Source organism: Pseudomonas fluorescens, from assembly GCF_000730425.1.
Taxonomy (GTDB): Bacteria; Pseudomonadota; Gammaproteobacteria; order Pseudomonadales; family Pseudomonadaceae; genus Aquipseudomonas; species Aquipseudomonas fluorescens_X.
Map to the genome: position 1 here is coordinate 2637998 of NZ_CP008896.1, position 17900 is coordinate 2655897.

Genomic DNA, 17900 nt, shown 5'->3' on the forward strand with positions numbered 1-17900 from the left:
CTGTGGGTCAATTTTGCGCAGAGCTGATTGTGCAGGAGCCGGCAAGCCGGCTCCTGCGGTAGGTCGTGGTTACAGGTGGGATTCGGCGTATTCGGCCAGAATCGAGCGAGGGACGCCCTGCAAGGCGATATGCACGCCGTTCGGGAAATCCTTGAAGCGTTCCGTCAGGTAGGTCAGCCCGGAGCTGGTCGCGGACAAGTAGGGTGTGTCGATCTGTGCCAGGTTGCCCAGGCACACCACTTTGGAACCGGCGCCGGCACGGGTGATGATGGTTTTCATCTGGTGTGGCGTGAGGTTCTGGCATTCATCGATCAAAATCAGGCTCTGCTGGAAGCTGCGACCTCGAATGTAGTTGAGGGATTTGAACTGCAACGGCACTTTGCTGAGGATGTAGTCGACGCTGCCATGGGTGTTTTCGTCATCCATGTGCAAGGCTTCGAGGTTGTCGGTGATTGCCCCCAGCCACGGCTCCATTTTTTCGGCCTCGGTGCCGGGCAAAAAGCCGATTTCCTGATCCAGGCCCTGCACGCTACGGGTGGCAATGATGCGGCGATAACGCTTGGTGACCATGGTCTGCTCGATGGCCGCCGCCAGGGCCAGGATGGTTTTGCCTGAACCTGCTGCACCGGTCAGGTTGACCAGGTGGATGTCCGGGTCGAGCAGCGCGTACAGCGCCAGGCTCTGGTACACGTCACGCGGTTTCAGGCCCCAGGCTTCCTGGTGCAACAGGGGCTCCTGATGCAGGTCGAGGATCAGCAGCTTGTCGACCTGGATTTCTTTGATCCAGCCCACAAAGCCTTGTTCATCGATGATGAATTCATTGATATGTACCGCCGGCAGGTTGTCGGTCAGTTGCACCTGGTGCCAGGTGCGCCCATGGTCCTGGCGGGTCTCGACCTTGCTGACGCGGTCCCAGAACGAGCCGGTCATGGTGTGATAACCACGGGACAGCATCGACACGTCATCGACCAATTGGTCGGTACTGTAGTCCTCGGCCGCGATCCCACACGCTCGTGCCTTGAGGCGCATATTGATGTCTTTGGTCACCAGCACCAGGCGCAGGTCCTTGTCGCGCGCATGCAGGTCGATCAGTTGGTTGATGATCTTGTTGTCGTTGAGGTTTTCCGGCAGCAGGCTGTTGGGTTCGCTGCGCTTGCTCATCAGGATCGACAGCAAACCCTTGGGCCCACCCTTGCCACGCTGGATCGGCACGCCGACTTCAACGTCGTCGGGCGACGCTTCGCCCAGGGTCTTGTCGATCAGGCGGATCGCCTGGCGGCATTCGGCGGCGACGCTATGGTGCCCGCTTTTGAGTTTGTCGAGCTCCTCAAGCACGATCATCGGGATGGCGACGTGGTGTTCTTCAAAATTGAGCAATGCGTTTGGATCGTGGATCAATACATTGGTATCAAGCACATAAAGGATTGGCTGGTCGGAAGAAGGGGTACGTCCATGATCATCCATACTCGGTCACCTTTGTGGGAGCCAGTCGACGCAATACCACAACAGTGCTGCGCCTCGATTCGACCACCGAATACACCTGAGGGACGTCAAGTGCATTGCCCACCTGAGGAGTCTGGGAAGACGCCACCTGTGACGCAGGTTTCGGCGATCTGTCTTCGTAATACCGCAAAACCCATGACAGGAAAAAGCACTTTGACGCTTTTTTGAAGTTTATTTTTCAGGATGACGAATAGCACTGGCGGGCTGCCACGCGCACCGCTAAAGTCGGAAGTCCGCCTGCATCGAAATGTCGCAGCAAATCACCCCAAAAAACCCTCATCCCCAACAAGGCCGGGCATTTTCGCTTCTCAGCGAAACGCCTCCCGGCAGTCCTGCCAGCCCAACCCACTTTGCGCCGTTGCCGAAAGCAACAGGGGCAAAGCGACCCGCGCCTTGTCCTGAGTGTCGTGGAACACAATCACCCCTTTGCGCCACAGCAACATCAGCGTCAGCACCCGCTGGGCCGACTCATCGGCCTTGAGCAGGCCGGGCTCATCCTGGGAGTCGATATCCCACAACGCCACTTGCAGGCCCTGGGCCTGAAAGAAGCCCTGGCTGTCGGCCCGGCGCTGGCCATAGGGCGGGCGGAACAGCGGCACGTAGTTTTCCGGCAGCAGGTTCTGGGTCAGCGATGCGTTGCGGGTGATGGAACTCTGCCAGTCGACCCAGTGGCTATGGGAACGATACTGCCAGCCCTGAATGCCCACGCACTGGCCCTCGTACAACGCCTGCACATCAGCGGCCGAGGTCTTTTCCAGACGCATTTGCAGACTGTTGCCGAGGGCAAAAAAGGTTGCCGTCATTTTCTGCTTGCGCAGATAGTCGGCCAGCCAGTCGGTTTGACCGTTGAGCGGTGCCGGGCCGCCATCGAAGGTCAGCAAAAACAGGCGGTCATTGAGCTCATCGCCATTGCGCTCGAAATCCCCAAAACGCGCCACTTCGCTGCTGATCTGCGGAAACAGGGCGGCCTTGCGCAGCAGTTCATCCAGGTAGCGCTGGTGAAACGCCCGGCTGGGGCCAGCCCAACCTATATAGAAGGATTGCTCCCTGACCTCGAACTTGCCGGCCTGCTCGCGCAGGTCGTCCATGTTGTCCACCAGGTAGCAGAACGAAGCATCCTGTTCGCAGCTTTGCTGGGCAAACCCGTAGTTCTCCAGCAACCGTTGCCAGAGACGGCGGCGCAGGTCGTCGATGGCACCCAGGTTGATGATCTTCAGCCCCAGGCGCTGCTTGAGGGCCGGTTCATCCAGAGCCTCGCTGGCCAACAGGGCGCTGGCGAACATAAGGATTTCGGCGCGTGACGCCACATCGAACAGCGCCGGGCTGCTGAGTTTTTCCGGCCAGGTACCGCGGTCCAGGCTCGCGACATCCACACTGGCCGCCTGGGCGCCCAGGCACGTCAGCCAGGCGCACAATAAAAGCGCAATTCGCACAACGGATCTCCCCTCCTGATTCGTCGGCCACTATAGCCGATACCCCCTTCCCTTGCCGGCGATGGCGTGCGAACGCTCACCTCAAACCCTGAGGGCCTCATCGCCGACAAGCCGGTTCCTACGCAGATTTCGTGGCTATTGGCCTGATAGGTGGAGTCGAACGCCCCAACCCCCTAGAATCCCCCGACGATTACAGGAGACGACTTCATGCTGATGGTGATTTCCCCAGCCAAAACCCTCGATTTCGAGACCGCGCCGGTGACCCAGCGCTTTACCCAGCCCCAATACCTCGACCATTCCCAGGAGTTGATCGAGCAGTTGCGCGAGCTGAGCCCGGCACAGATCAGCGAACTGATGCATGTTTCCGACAAGATCGGCGGCCTCAATGCCGCGCGTTTCGGCAGCTGGACGCCTGCCTTTACCCAGGCCAACGCCAAGCAGGCGTTACTGGCGTTCAAAGGCGATGTGTACACCGGCCTGAATGCCCAGACATTCAAGGAGGCCGACTTCAGCTACGCCCAGGACCACCTGCGTATGCTCTCCGGCCTGTACGGCCTGCTGCGCCCGCTGGACCTGATGATGCCGTACCGCCTGGAAATGGGCACCAAGCTGGCCAATGCCCGTGGCAAGGACCTGTATGCCTTCTGGGGCACACGTATCAGCGAATGGCTCAATGAAGCCCTGGCAGAGCAAGGCGATGACGTATTACTGAACCTGGCGTCCAACGAATACTTTTCGGCGGTCAAGCGCCCGGCCTTGAACGCGCGGATCATCAACACCGAGTTCAAGGACCTGAAAAACGGCCAGTACAAGATCATCAGCTTCTACGCCAAAAAGGCCCGGGGCATGATGAGCCGCTTCGTCATTGAAGAACGCCTCAACGACCCGGCCCAGCTCAAGCAGTTCGATGTGCAGGGTTATCGCTTCAGTGCCGAACAGTCCAAGCCGGATAACCTGGTGTTTTTGCGCGATCACGCACCGGATTGAGGCGGCACCCGGATTAAAATGTGGGAGCGGGCTTGCTCGCGAAAACGGTGTATCAGTCACCGGATAGATTGACTGAAGCACCGTTTTCGCGAGCAAGCCCGCTCCCACATTTGCCCTATATTCCTTCAGCAGAATCGTCATTAATTTGGCGCCAAAAATATTTCTTCAGAATTCCTAACGTTTCTTTCACTCGACATTCGTCAGTTTTTTTCGTAGTGGCACCACTTTTTTCAAACAGTAGTGGCATAAAACTATATCTGCGCACCAACTCCCCATAACCATTAGCCCAATCCGTTAGTGCTATCAATATAGTACTAGTGCCATCTTTGCCAATATTTCAAGAAATTTCAAAAAACAGGATGAGCGGCCAGGAACTATGCCTCCAAGTGCCGCTCATACCACCGGTAACGATTATCTCTGTTCTTGTGCGATATGACTTACACAGCGACCAACGGAAGTAGCCAAGTTGTCACATACAACTTTGATTCTTCGGTCTAATTATCAACTTTTTAGTTGAGGGCGGGCGATAAGGTTGCATGACCATCCCCTACAAGGCCAAGGCTGAGCCTACCCAAGCAGGTCAGTGAAAAACCCAAAGCATTGATACAAAAAGGCTTTCAGCCTATATCAAAGCATTGCGGCACTGACGCCAGCCCCTTCTCGCAGAAGGCTGGCTGCATTTAAGGGCAAGCCCCAACAACAAGGCCAAGTTGCGCACAACTTGAGTGCATTAGTTAGTCACTCGACTTTTAACATGCCTGCACATGGCAATGCCGTGTCTATTCACCGCATTTCCTAGTGCATGAGTGACGCTTGAAAACATGAACTCCGGCCATCTAATGGCGTGATAAAGATAGAGGTAAATGCGATGCGCATCAGCATATTTGGTTTGGGTTACGTGGGCGCAGTCTGTGCCGGTTGCCTGTCTGCACGGGGCCATGAAGTGGTCGGTGTCGATATTTCCAAGGATAAGATCGACCTGATCAACGCGGGCAAATCCCCCATCGTTGAACCGGGCCTGGGCGAGCTGCTGAGCCAGGGCATTGCCTCCGGTCGCTTGCGCGGCACCACTGACTTCGCCGAAGCCATCCGCGATACCGACCTGTCGATGATTTGCGTCGGCACGCCGAGCAAGAAGAACGGCGACCTGGAACTCAACTACATCGAAGCGGTATGCCGCGAGATCGGTTTTGTCCTGCGGGACAAGACCACCCGTCACACCATCGTGGTACGCAGCACCGTGCTGCCCGGCACCGTGGCCAATGTGGTGATTCCAATCCTCGAAGACTGCTCCGGCAAAAAAGCCGGCGTCGACTTCGGTGTCGCGGTCAACCCGGAATTCCTGCGCGAATCCACCGCCATCGCCGACTACGACCTGCCACCGATGACGGTCATCGGCGAATTCGACAAAGCCTCCGGCGATGTCCTGCAATCGCTGTACGAAGCACTCGACGCGCCGATCATCCGCAAGGACATCGCCGTTGCCGAGATGATCAAGTACACCTGCAACGTGTGGCACGCCACCAAAGTGACCTTCGCCAACGAGATCGGCAACATCGCCAAGGCCGTGGGCGTCGATGGGCGCGAAGTGATGGAAGTGGTGTGCCAGGACAAGACCCTCAACCTGTCCCAGTACTACATGCGCCCAGGCTTTGCCTTCGGTGGCTCGTGCCTGCCCAAGGACGTGCGCGCCCTGACCTACCGCGCAGGGTCCCTGGACGTGGAAGCACCGCTGCTCAACTCGCTGATGCGCAGCAACGAGTCCCAGGTGCAGAACGCCTTCGACATCGTCTCCAGCCACGACAAGCGCAAGGTTGCCCTGCTGGGCCTGAGCTTCAAGGCCGGCACCGATGACCTGCGCGAAAGCCCGCTGGTGGAGCTGGCGGAAATGCTGATCGGCAAGGGCTTTGACCTGAGCATCTACGACAGCAACGTCGAATACGCCCGCGTCCACGGCGCCAACAAGGACTACATCGAGGGCAAGATCCCCCACGTGTCGTCCCTGCTCAACTCGGACTTTGACGATGTGATCAACAACAGCGACGTGATCATCCTCGGCAACCGCGACGAGAAGTTCCGCGCCCTGGCCCAGCAAGCCCCGCACGGCAAGCAAGTGGTCGACCTGGTGGGCTTTATGTCCCGGGCCACCAGCGTCAGTGGCCGTACCGAAGGTATCTGCTGGTAACAGCGCTGATCGCCGGCAGCCGGCTCCTGCAGGTCGCGCATGTCATGTAGGAGCCGGCTCGCCGGCGATGGCGCCCTTCGAGGCGCCACTTGTAAGCCTGCTTAACCCCATCGGGCCACCCCACAGGCTCGCCCGAGACACCAGACGGATGCAGATTATGCACAGGCTAAAGCACGGCCTCCTTCAGGCCGCCGGTTGGCTGCTGTTTTTAAGCGTATTGATGTGCCTGGCCCTGGCATTGCCGGCGAGCACATTCGACTCGCAGTCCAGGCATTTCATTTTCCTGATTGGCGCCGTTGGTATCTGGCGCTACTCCATGGGCGCTACGCACTTTGTGCGCGGCATGCTGTTCCTCTACGTGGTCTACCCGCACCTGCGGCGCAAGGTGCGCAAATTGGGCACGGCGGCGGACCCGTCCCATGTGTTCCTGATGGTCACCAGTTTCCGGATCGATGCGCTGACCACCGCCCAGGTCTACAGCTCGGTGATTCGCGAGGCCATCGAGTGTGGCTTTCCCACAACCGTGGTCTGCTCGCTGGTGGAAATGTCCGATGAGCTGCTGGTCAAGGGCCTCTGGGAAAAGATGAACCCACCGGATCACGTCAAGCTCGACTTCGTGCGTATCGCCGGCACCGGCAAGCGCGACGGCCTGGCCTTCGGCTTTCGCGCGATCTCCCGCCACCTGCCGGACGACCGCGCGGTCGTTGCGGTCATCGACGGCGACACCGTGCTCGCCGAGGGCGTGGTGCGCAAGACCGTGCCGTGGTTCCAGCTGTTCGGCAATGTCGGTGGCCTGACCACCAACGAGTTCTGCGAAGTGCGCGGCGGCTACATCATGAGCGAGTGGCACAAGCTGCGCTTCGCCCAGCGCCACATCAACATGTGCTCCATGGCCCTGTCCAAGCGCGTGCTGACCATGACCGGGCGCATGTCGGTGTTCCGTGCCAGCGTGGTCACCGACCCCGGTTTTATCGCCGATGTGGAAAGCGACTCGCTGCAACACTGGCGCCTGGGCCGCTTCAAATTCCTGACCGGAGATGACAAGTCCAGCTGGTTCAGCCTGATGCGCCTGGGCTACGACACCTTCTACGTGCCGGATGCGGCGATCAACACCGTCGAGCATCCACCGGAAAAGAGCTTTATCAAGGCCAGTCGCAAGCTGATGTTCCGCTGGTACGGCAACAACCTGCGCCAGAACTCCCGTGCCCTGGGCCTGGGCATGCAACGGCTGGGCCTGTTCACCAGCGTGGTGCTGTTCGACCAGCGCGTGTCGATGTGGACCTCCCTGCTGGGCCTGACCGTGGCGATCATCGCCACCTTCAAGTACGGCGGTGCATTCATCCTCGTTTACCTTTTATGGATCGGTATCACCCGCCTGATCCTGACCCTGCTGCTGTCGTGCTCGGGCCACAGGATAGGCCCCGCCTACCCGGTGATTCTCTATTACAACCAGATCATGGGCGCGCTGGTGAAGATCTACGTGTTCTTCCGCCTCGATCAACAATCCTGGACCCGCCAGGACACCAAACTGACCCGCGATTTGGCCAGCTTTCAACGTTGGTTCAACACCTGGTCGTCTCGGACCATGACCTTCTCCGCCGGCAGCATTTTCGTCGCCGTGTTGCTGATGATGGTCTGACCCTGCCAAGCCTGAATTAACCAAGGAATTAGTACGCCATGAACAGCCAAGTAAACGCCAACGTTGTCCACGAATCCGAAGCCCAGCGCCAACACGCCCGGGTCAAAATCCCGGCCAAGCTGCGCTTCTTCGGCGCCGACCGCACGCCCATGGAAGTGCGGGTCATCGACCTGTCCGCCGGCGGCCTGGCGTTCAATGCCGCCCAGCAACCGCTGAAGGTCGGTGATGTGCATAAGGCGCGCCTGCAATTTGTCATCGACAACCTCGGCCTGGCGATGGACGTGGAGCTGATGGTGCGCTCCCATGACCGCCAGACCGGTCGTACCGGCTGCCAGTTCCAGAACCTGGATGCCCAGGATATTTCCACCCTGCGGCACCTGATCACTTCGCACCTGTCCGGCGACATCGTGACCATGGGCGACATGCTGGCAACCTTGCAACGCGACAACTTCACCAAGGCGCGCAAGGTCAAGGACAGTGGCAGCGGCATGAGCGCCTTGGGCCGCCTGCGCGCCGTAACCTTCAGCCTGGCGATCTTCGTGGTAGGCCTGGCGGCGTTCGGTTTTGTGTTCAAGTCGTTGTACGGCATGTACTTCGTCAGCCACGCCCAGGCCGGGTTGGTCAGCGTGCCGGGGATGAACGTCACCATGCCTCGCGACGGCACCGTACAAAGCCTGATCAAGGACCACGGCGTTGCCGCCAAAGGCGCGCCACTGGCGACCTTCAGCACCAGCATGCTCGACGTGCTCAAGGGCCACCTGGACGAAGACCAACTGCAACCGGCCAAGGTCGAAGAACTGTTCGGCAAGCAAATGACCGGCACCCTGACCTCGCCTTGCGACTGCATCGTCGCCCAGCAGTTGGTGGCCGACGGTCAATATGCGAGCAAAGGGGATGTGATCTTCCAACTGGTGCCGCGCGGTAGCCAGGCGAATGTCGAGGCGCGTTTCTCCTATCGCCAGTTCGCGGATGTGCGCCCAGGTACACCGGTGAGCTTCCAGGTCGCCGACGAAGAACAGACCCGCACCGGCACCATCGTCAGCAGCACCAGCCTCAACAGCGCCGACCTGTCTTCGGATATCCGCGTGCAGATCAAGCCCGACGCCCCGCTGGACAGCGCCTACGCCGGCCGCCCCGTGGAAGTGACCAGCGACCGTGGCCCGTCCCTGAACTGGCTGATCGACAAAGCCATGGCTGCTGGTTTGTAAGCGAGGACATGCCTGTGATGACTCTCTCAAAAACACCAAAATACCTGTGGGAGCGGGCTTGCTCGCGAAAGCAGTGTGTCAGCCAACACATGCATCAACTGACAGGGCCTCTTCGCGAGCAAGTCGAAGCGTCGAACCGCCGCTCCCACATTGGATCGCTGTGCACATTAACCCTTGCCGTCACATTGGCCGGTTGCGCCGGCCTGCCCGACCAGCGCCTGGCCAATGAAGCGCTCAAGCGTGGCGACACCGCCACCGCCGCGCAGAACTACCAGCAACTGGCGGACTTGGGTTACAGCGAGGCCCAGGTCGGCCTCGCGGATATCCAGGTCGGCAGCCGCGACCCGGCGCAAATCAAGCAGGCCGAAGCCACCTACCGCGCGGCCGCTGATACCTCGTCCCGCGCCCAGGCCCGTCTCGGTCGCCTGCTGGTGGCCAAGCCCGGCGCCACCGAGGCCGAACACCGCGAAGCCGAAAGCCTGTTGAAAAAAGCCTTTGCCAATGGCGAAGGCAACACCCTGATCCCGCTGGCCATGCTGTACCTGCAATACCCCCACGATTTCCCCAGCGTCAACGCGCAGCAGCAGATCGACACCTGGCGCACTGCCGGCTACCCCGAAGCGGGCTTGGCGCAGGTGCTGCTGTATCGCACCCAGGGCACTTACGATCAGCACCTGGATGACGTGGAAAAAATCTGCAAGGCCGCGCTCAACAGCACCGATATCTGCTACGTCGAACTGGCCACCGTCTACCAGAAGCGCGGCCAGCCGGAACAACAGGCCGAACTGCTCAAGCAGATGCAAGCCGGCTATGGCCGTGGCACCGTCACCGCCCAGCGGGTCGACAGTGTGGCCCGGGTGCTGGGCGATGCCTCCCTCGGCACACCTGACGCAAAAACCGCCCAGGCCCTGCTGGAAAACATCGCCCCCGGCTACCCTGCTTCCTGGATCAGCCTCGCGCAGTTGCTCTACGACTTCCCGGAACGGGGCGATGTCGAGCAGATGATGAAGTACCTGGACAACGGCCGTGCCGCCGACCAGCCCCGCGCCGAACTGCTGCTGGGCAAGCTGTACTACGAAGGCAAGTGGGTACCGGCCGATGCCAAGGCCGCCGAAGCCCACTTCCAGAAAGCCCAGGGCCAGGAAGTGGCGGCCGATTACTACCTCGGCCAGATCTACCGCCGAGGCTACCTGGGCCAGGTCTATCCACAAAAAGCCCTCGACCATTTGCTGACCGCTGCGCGCAACGGCCAGAACAGTGCCGACTTCGCCATCGCCCAGTTGTTTTCCCAAGGCAAGGGCACCCAGCCCAACCCCCTCAATGCCTATGTATTCAGCCAACTGGCCAAGTCCCAGGACACCCCGCAGGCCAATGAACTGGCCGCACAACTCGAACAACAACTGCCGCCCGCCCAGCGCGCCGAGGGCCAGCGCCTGCTGCAACAAGAGCTGGCCGCCCGTGGCGCCTTGAGCCAAAGCACGCTGCAACTGCACGCCCTGCAAGAAGAAGACGGCGAGGAATCCCTATGAAGCTCAATCCATTCGTCAAGGCCGGTATTGGCCTGACCTTCGCCCTGCTGTGGTCATGCCCGACCCTGGCCGCGCTGACCGAAGACAAGAACTTCGGCCTGGAAGTGAAAGTCACCGGCCAGTCCGAAGATGACCGCGACCTCGGCACCCAGCGCGGCGGCGACGTCAACGGTATCGGCCTGGATCTGCGCCCGTGGGTCTACGGTGAACGCGGTGCCTGGAGTGCCTACGCCATGGGCCAGGCAGTGACCTCCAGCGACATCATCGAGACCGACACCCTGCAACAGTCCGATGGCGACACCCCCGAGCAATCGAGCAACAACGACCGCAAGACCAAGAAGAACTACCTGGCCTTGCGCGAGTTCTGGATCGGCTACAGCGGCTTCACGCCCTACCCTGGCGAGATCCTCAAACTGGGCCGCCAGCGCCTGCGCAATGACGACGGGCAATGGCGCGATACCAATATCGAAGCGCTGAACTGGACCTTCGACACCACCCTGCTCAAGGCCAATGTCGGCGCGGCCGAACGCTTCAGCGAATACCGCACCGACCTCAAGGAACTGTCCCCCGAAGACAAGGACCGCCAGCATTTCTATGCCGACGCGGCCTACCAGTGGACACCCGGCCATTGGGTCGGCGTACGCGGCCACCACAGCCATGACGACGGCCAGCTCGACTACCCGCAACCAGGCGTAGCCGCCGACCCGCTGGACAAGCGCCAGAACGGCGACCTGACCTGGCTTGGCCTTGAGGCCAACAGCGACGCCTACAACTGGCGCAACACCAACACCGTCAACTACTGGGCCAGCGTCACCGGCATGCAGGGCGAGCGCAGCAAGGTCAATGCCCTCAACCCTGACGGCAGCCGCCCGGCCACCGCCAAGCGCAATAGTGACGTGGATGGCTGGGCGACCGACCTGGGCGTGCGCCTGCGCCTCGACCCGCAGTGGCAAGTGGGGGCGGCCTATGCCCGTGCCAGCGCCGACTACGAGCAGAACGGCCTGCAAAGCAACCGCTCGAACTTCACCGGCACGCAATCGCGGGTCCATCGTTTTGGCGAAGCGTTTCGCGGCGAGATGAATAACATGCAGTCCATGAGCCTGTTCGGCTCCTGGCAATTGCGCGACGACTACGACGCCAGTCTGGTCTACCACAAGTTCTGGCGTGTGGACGGTAACAAGCCGGTGGGCAGCAATGGCATCGATGCGGTGCAGAACACCTACGACGACGTCACCGGCGCCGTGTTGTCCAGCACCTCCCTGCCCCTGGAAGACGGCAAGAAAGACCTCGGCCAGGAGATGGACCTGGTGGTCACCAAGTACTTCAAGAAAGGCCTGCTGCCCGCCGCCCTCAGCCAGTCGATCGACGAACCGTCGGCCCTGGTGCGCTTTCGTGGCGGCGTGTTCAAACCGGGCGACGCCTATGGCAAGCAAGTCGACTCGTACATGCACCGCGCCTTTGTCGATGTGATCTGGCGTTTCTGATGGGAGCCTGCGCAATGAATCCTCACGCCCTCAATGGCTCGGCCCTCCTCGCTGCGGCAATGCTGCTGGCGTGCGCCCCGGCCTTTGCCAATGTCGAGCCGCAGGTCAAGGCGCCCACCCTCGCCAAGGAACTGCAACAGGCCAAGACCTACACCATCAGCAGCCCGCCCACCGCGCCGCTGGAGATGGCCAAACCGGCGCTGCCGGACCTCTCGGGCTACACCGCACAAGCCGTGGCGAAGAAAATCGTGCGCAGCCAGCCCGGCAAGGTCAGCGTGCGCCGGATGATGCAGGAAAACGCCCTCAAGGACTTTATCGGCGGCGACAACAAGATGGCCGAATGGGTGGTGCGCCAGCACGGCATCCCCCAGGCGATCTTTATCGACGACGGCTATATGAACCTCAAGGACCTGCTCAAAAAAGTGCCCAAGCAATACCTGAGCGAAACCTCGCCCGGCGTGTTCCTGGCCAGGCTGCCGATTGTGGTGGGCGAAAAGGGCATCCTCGAAATCGACCGGCAGACCCAGGAGTTGCGCCTGTCCCAGGAGGCCGGCTCGTTCCTGGTCAACGACGGCCAGCTGTTTGTACGTGACACCAAGGTCACCGGCTGGCGCGAAAAGACCAACGGCCCGGCGACCTTCCGCTCGTCCAAGGAGTTCCGCCCGTTCCTGCTGGCCTGGGGCGGCACCCAGACCTATATCGTCAACAGCAAGATGGCCAGCTTCGGCTATGCCAACAGTAAGTCCTACGGCGTGAGTATTTCCCAGTACACGCCGAACATGGCCAAGGTCCTCAAGCGCCCGGAACCCACCGGCTGGATCGTCGATTCCGAGTTCTCGGACATGTGGTACGGCTTCTACTGCTACGAGACCACCGGTTTTGTGATCAAGGGCAGCACTTACAAAGACAACATCGTCTACGGCATTGACCCCCACGACCGTTCCCACGGCCTGATCATTGCCGACAACACCGTCTACGGCACCAAGAAGAAGCACGGCATCATCATTTCCCGCGAGGTCAATGACAGCTTTATCTTCAATAACCGCAGCTACGACAACAAGCTGTCGGGCCTGGTGATCGACCGTAACAGCGTGAACAACCTGATTGCCGACAACGAGATCTACCGCAACCACACCGACGGCATCACCCTCTATGAGAGTGGCGACAACCTGTTGTGGGGCAACAAGGTGATCAGCAACCGCCGCCACGGCATTCGCGTGCGCAACAGCGTGAATATCCGCCTGTACGAAAACCTCGCCATGGCCAACGGCCTGACCGGCGTCTATGGCCATATCAAGGACCTGACCGATACCGACCGCGATATCGAACTCGACCCGTTCGACACCAAGGTTTCGCTGATCGTGGTGGGCGGCGAGCTGGCGGCCAACGGCAGTGGGCCGCTGTCCATCGACTCGCCGTTGAGTATCGAGCTGTACCGCGTGTCGATGCTCGCACCGACCAAATCCAGTGGCATCAGCTTCTCCGGCGTTCTGGGTGATCGTCAGGAAGAGATTCTCGACTTGCTGGTACGCCAGAAAAAAGCCGTGCTGATCGACCCTGTCGAACGCCAGACCCCATTGCAGGACTGAGGATGACCCTTATGCACCCACACATGATCAAGCTGCTCAGCCTCTCGGGTTTGACCCTCGGCATCCTGGCCGCCAGCAGCACCGCGCGCGCCGATGACGCCAAGGCGCCGAGCTTCACCGCCGAGCCGTGCTGCAACCTGTGCCCCGCAGCCTTTGATGCCAAGAACTACACCACCCGCTACCAGCAGAACTTCACCACGCTGGTGCAGGCCCAGGGCGACTGGCTGTTCCGTACCCAGGAAGACCTGCGCACCGAATTCGACACCACCCCGGCCGGCTACAAGCGCATGCAGCAGTTGCACGATGCGTTCAAGAGCAAGGGCGTGGAACTGGTCGTGGTCTACCAGCCGACCCGTGGCCTGGTGAACCGCAACAAGCTCAACCCGGCGGAGAAAGCACGTTTTGATTTCGACAAGGCCCTGGGCAACTACAAGACCATGCTTGGACGTTTTGCCAAGATGGGCTACGTGGTGCCGGACCTCTCGCCACTGACCAATGAACAACTTCCGGACGAACTGCCGGCCCACGACTTCTACTTCCGTGGCGATCAGCACTGGACGCCCTATGGCGCTCAGCGCACCGCGAAAATCGTCGGGGCCAGGGTGCGGGCCATGCCTGAATTCGCCGGGATCCCCCAGCGTGAATTCGAGACCAGGAAATCCGGGCGCATGGGCAAGACCGGCACCCTGCACAACATGGCCGGGCAACTGTGCGGTACCAGCTACGCCATCCAATACATGGACCAGTTCAGCACCGAACCCAAGGGCGAAGCCGCCGATGGCGACCTGTTCGGTGATTCCGGCAACCCACAGATCACCCTGGTGGGCACCAGCCACAGTGGCAAGAACTACAACTTCGCCGGCTTCCTGGAACAGGAAATCGGCGCCGACATCCTTAACGTCGCCTTCCCCGGCGGTGGCCTGGAAGGCTCGATGATCCAGTACCTGGGCAGCGAAGAATTCCAGAAGAGCCCGCCAAAGATTCTGATCTGGGAGTTCTCGCCGCTGTATCGCCTCGACCAGGAAACGACCTACCGCCAAATGATGGCGCTGCTCGACAACGGCTGCGAAGGCAAGCCGGCGCAGATGAGCGCCAGCACCACCCTCAAGCCGGGCAAGAACACGTTGATGGTCAACAGCAAGAACATGGACCTGCGCAACAGCCGCCATCAGGTCGACATTCGCTTCGCCGATCCCTCGGTGAAAACCCTGCAAGCCACCCTCTGGTACATGAATGGTCGCCACGAGGACATCAAGATCGACAAACCCGAAACAGCCGAGACAGACGGGCGTTTCGCCTTTGAACTGCGCACCGATGAGGACTGGTCCTCGCAGAACCTGCTGGCCGTGGAAGTGCAGGGCCCTGAAGCGGGTGCCGCCGCGCAGAAAGTCGAAGCGAAAATTTGCACACGCAACGTGTTCCCAAGCGGTGGTCAGCAGACCGCCCAACTTGGGCAATGAGGTTACCTATGCACAAGCGATTGATTCCAACGTTGCTGGGCCTGGCGATGTTCGCAGGCTCAGTCAACGCCGCCGCGCCACTGCGCCCGCCCCAGGGCTATTTCGCGCCGATTGAAGCGTTCAAGACCGGCGACTTCAAGAATGACTGCGACGCCATGCCGGCGCCCTACACCGGTCCGCTGCAGTTTCGCAGCAAATACGAAGGCTCCGACAAAGCCCGTTCGACTTTGAACGTGCAGTCGGAAAAGGCCTTTCGCGACAGCACCGCCGATATCACCAAGCTGGAAAAAGACACCAGCAAGCGGGTGATGCAGTTCATGCGCGACGGTCGCCCGGAGCAACTGCAATGCACCCTGAACTGGCTGGTGGGCTGGGCCAAGGCCGATGCGTTGATGTCCAAGGACTTCAACCACACCGGAAAATCCATGCGCAAATGGGCGTTGGGCAGCATGGCTTCGGCTTATGTGCGCCTGAAGTTTTCCGAGTCCCAGCCACTGGCCAAATACCCCCAGCAATCGCAGTTGATCGAAGCCTGGTTCAACAAACTGGCCGAGCAAGTGGTCAGCGACTGGGACAACCTGCCCCTGGAAAAAACCAACAACCATTCGTACTGGGCCGCCTGGTCGGTGATGGCTACGGCTGTCGCCACCAACCGTCGCGACCTGTTCGATTGGGCGGTCAAGGAATACAAGGTCGGCGCCAACCAGGTCGACGCCCAGGGCTATCTGCCCAACGAACTCAAGCGCCAGCAGCGGGCTTTGGCCTACCACAACTACGCCCTGCCGCCACTGGCGATGATCGCCAGCTTTGCCCTGGTCAACGGTGTGGACGTGCGCGGCGAAAACAACGGCGCGCTCAAGCGCCTGGGCGACACGGTGCTGGCCGGGGTCAAGGACCCGGACCTCTTCGAGCAGAAGAACGGCAAGGAGCAGGACATGCAGGACCTGGAGCAGGCCTCGAAATTCGCCTGGCTCGAACCGTTCTGCACCCTCTACACCTGCGCGCCGCAGGTATTGGAACGCAAGCACGACATGCAACCGTTCAAGACTTTCCGCCTGGGCGGCGACCTGACCAAGGTCTACGACCCGGCGCACGAAAAAGGCAACAAAGGTTCCTGACCGTACTCGGTCCAAATGTGGGAGTGGCGGTTCGACGCTTCGACTTGCTCGCGAAGGCGGTGTAACAGTCGCCTACTGTGTTGAATGACACACCGCCTTCGCGAGCAAGCCCGCTCCCACATTTCGAGCCGGTTTCGACAGTGAAAAGGTAGTACCGCCCTCCCCGGTTTTTCGTGGGGGGTTTGGGGGGGCCGTTGGCCCTTGACTGTTGGTTAAACATGGAGAGATCGGGATGGTTTTCTCGTCCAATGTGTTCCTGTTTCTGTTCTTGCCGATCTTCCTCGGCTTGTACTATTTGAGCGGGCAACGCTATCGCAATCTGCTGCTGCTGATTGCCAGCTACGTGTTCTACGCCTGGTGGCGCGTGGACTTTTTGGCGCTGTTCGCCGCCGTGACCCTGTGGAACTACTGGATCGGCCTCAAGGTCGGTGCCGCGGGCGTCAGGACCAAGCCGGCCCAGCGCTGGCTGCTGCTCGGCGTGGCGGTCGACCTGTGCATCCTGGGCTACTTCAAGTACGCCAACTTCGGCGTCGACAGCATCAACCTGATGATGAAATCAGCGGGCCTGGAGCCGTTTATCCTGACCCATGTGTTGTTGCCTATCGGGATCTCGTTCTACATCTTCGAGTCCATCAGCTACATCATCGACGTGTACCGCGGCGATACCCCGGCCACCCGCAACCTCATCGACTTTGCCGCGTTCGTGGCGATTTTCCCGCACCTGATCGCAGGCCCCGTGCTGCGCTTTCGCGACCTGGCCGACCAGTTCAACAACCGCACCCACACCCTGGATAAATTCTCCGAGGGCTGCACGCGGTTCATGCAGGGTTTTATCAAAAAGGTGTTTATCGCCGACACCCTGGCGGTGGTCGCCGACCATTGCTTCGCCCTGCAAAACCCCAGCACCGGTGACGCCTGGCTCGGCGCGCTGGCGTATACCGCGCAGTTGTATTTCGACTTCTCCGGCTACAGCGACATGGCCATCGGCCTGGGCTTGATGATGGGGTTCCGCTTTATGGAGAACTTCAAGCAGCCGTATATCAGCCAGTCGATCACCGAGTTCTGGCGGCGCTGGCATATCAGCCTGTCCACGTGGCTGCGCGACTACCTGTACATCACCCTGGGCGGCAACCGCAAAGGCACGCTGACGACCTATCGCAACCTGTTCCTGACCATGTTGCTCGGCGGCCTGTGGCACGGCGCGAACATCACCTACATCGTGTGGGGCGCCTGGCACGGCATGTGGCTGGCGATTGAAAAAGCCATCGGCCTGAACACCTCGCCCCGCCGCTTCAACCCGGTACGCTGGGCCTTCACCTTCCTGCTGGTGGTGATGGGCTGGGTGATCTTCCGTGCCGAAAACCTGCACGTTGCCGGGCGCATGTACGGCGCGATGTTCAGCTTTGGCGAGTGGTCGCTGTCGGAACTCAACCGCGCCAACCTCACCGGCCTGCAAGTGGCAACCCTGGTGGTGGCGTACGCCACGCTGGCGTTCTTCGGCCTGCGCGACTTCTACCGCAATCGCCCGGCCGACAAGGCCAAGCCGGCTGACCCGAGCCTGATCAAGGCGGTGCCTGGCGATCACCCCGGCAGCGTCCAGGAGCCCGGTTTCAGCGTCGGCAGCAACGCCGCCGTGCAACCGGCCTACTGGACTGCCGACTGGCCACGCTATGCCATGCGCGCGGTGATCCTGCTGCTGTTCGTGGCTTCGATCCTGAAACTCTCGGCGCAAAGCTTCTCGCCGTTCCTTTACTTCCAATTCTGA

At 60.5% G+C, this 17900-nt stretch carries 12 protein-coding genes; 10 read left to right on the plus strand and 2 right to left on the minus strand.

Going from position 1 to position 17900, the window contains the following annotated elements:
* Window positions 1–69: 69 nt before the first annotated feature.
* Window positions 70–1464, minus strand: a complete 1395-nt coding sequence (locus tag HZ99_RS11610) for a PhoH family protein (RefSeq protein WP_038443177.1) — start codon at window positions 1462–1464, stop codon at window positions 70–72.
* 347 nt (window positions 1465–1811) lie between these two features.
* Window positions 1812–2936, minus strand: coding sequence for a polysaccharide deacetylase family protein (locus HZ99_RS11615; protein WP_038443180.1), 1125 nt, complete (start codon window positions 2934–2936; stop codon window positions 1812–1814).
* A 207-nt stretch (window positions 2937–3143) separates the two neighbouring features.
* Here HZ99_RS11615 and yaaA point away from each other — a divergent pair, with 207 nt between their 5' ends.
* From yaaA to HZ99_RS11665, 10 genes are all read left to right on the plus strand, one after another.
* Window positions 3144–3923 carry a peroxide stress protein YaaA gene (gene yaaA / locus HZ99_RS11620; RefSeq protein ID WP_038443183.1) on the plus strand — a complete coding sequence of 260 codons (780 nt, stop codon included), beginning with the start codon at window positions 3144–3146 and terminating at the stop codon, window positions 3921–3923.
* An 868-nt stretch (window positions 3924–4791) separates the two neighbouring features.
* Window positions 4792–6108 (plus strand): nucleotide sugar dehydrogenase, encoded by a 1317-nt coding sequence (locus tag HZ99_RS11625; protein WP_038443186.1) that lies wholly within the window; start codon window positions 4792–4794, stop codon window positions 6106–6108.
* A 157-nt stretch (window positions 6109–6265) separates the two neighbouring features.
* Complete coding sequence (alg8, locus tag HZ99_RS11630; RefSeq protein ID WP_404942432.1) at window positions 6266–7747, plus strand: mannuronan synthase; 1482 nt, start codon at window positions 6266–6268, stop codon at window positions 7745–7747.
* A 38-nt stretch (window positions 7748–7785) separates the two neighbouring features.
* Window positions 7786–8955, plus strand: a complete 1170-nt coding sequence (locus tag HZ99_RS11635) for an alginate biosynthesis protein Alg44 (protein ID WP_038443192.1) — start codon at window positions 7786–7788, stop codon at window positions 8953–8955.
* Between the two features lie 17 nt (window positions 8956–8972).
* On the plus strand, window positions 8973–10484 hold the full coding sequence (gene algK, locus HZ99_RS11640; protein ID WP_404942433.1) for an alginate biosynthesis TPR repeat lipoprotein AlgK: 1512 nt from the start codon (window positions 8973–8975) through the stop codon (window positions 10482–10484).
* On the plus strand, window positions 10481–11968 hold the full coding sequence (locus HZ99_RS11645; protein ID WP_038443197.1) for an alginate export family protein: 1488 nt from the start codon (window positions 10481–10483) through the stop codon (window positions 11966–11968). Before algK ends, HZ99_RS11645 begins: the two co-directional genes overlap by 4 nt.
* Window positions 11968–13557, plus strand: a complete 1590-nt coding sequence (gene algG / locus HZ99_RS11650; protein ID WP_038443200.1) for a mannuronan 5-epimerase AlgG — start codon at window positions 11968–11970, stop codon at window positions 13555–13557. Before HZ99_RS11645 ends, algG begins: the two co-directional genes overlap by 1 nt.
* Window positions 13558–13568: 11 nt before the next feature.
* A complete protein-coding gene (locus HZ99_RS11655; protein WP_038448056.1) occupies window positions 13569–15017 on the plus strand; it encodes an alginate O-acetyltransferase in 1449 nt (482 codons plus the stop codon).
* An 8-nt stretch (window positions 15018–15025) separates the two neighbouring features.
* Window positions 15026–16135 carry a mannuronate-specific alginate lyase gene (locus tag HZ99_RS11660; RefSeq protein WP_115284361.1) on the plus strand — a complete coding sequence of 370 codons (1110 nt, stop codon included), beginning with the start codon at window positions 15026–15028 and terminating at the stop codon, window positions 16133–16135.
* Between the two features lie 232 nt (window positions 16136–16367).
* Entirely contained in the window at window positions 16368–17900 is a 1533-nt protein-coding gene (locus HZ99_RS11665) for an MBOAT family O-acyltransferase (protein ID WP_038443205.1), read from the plus strand.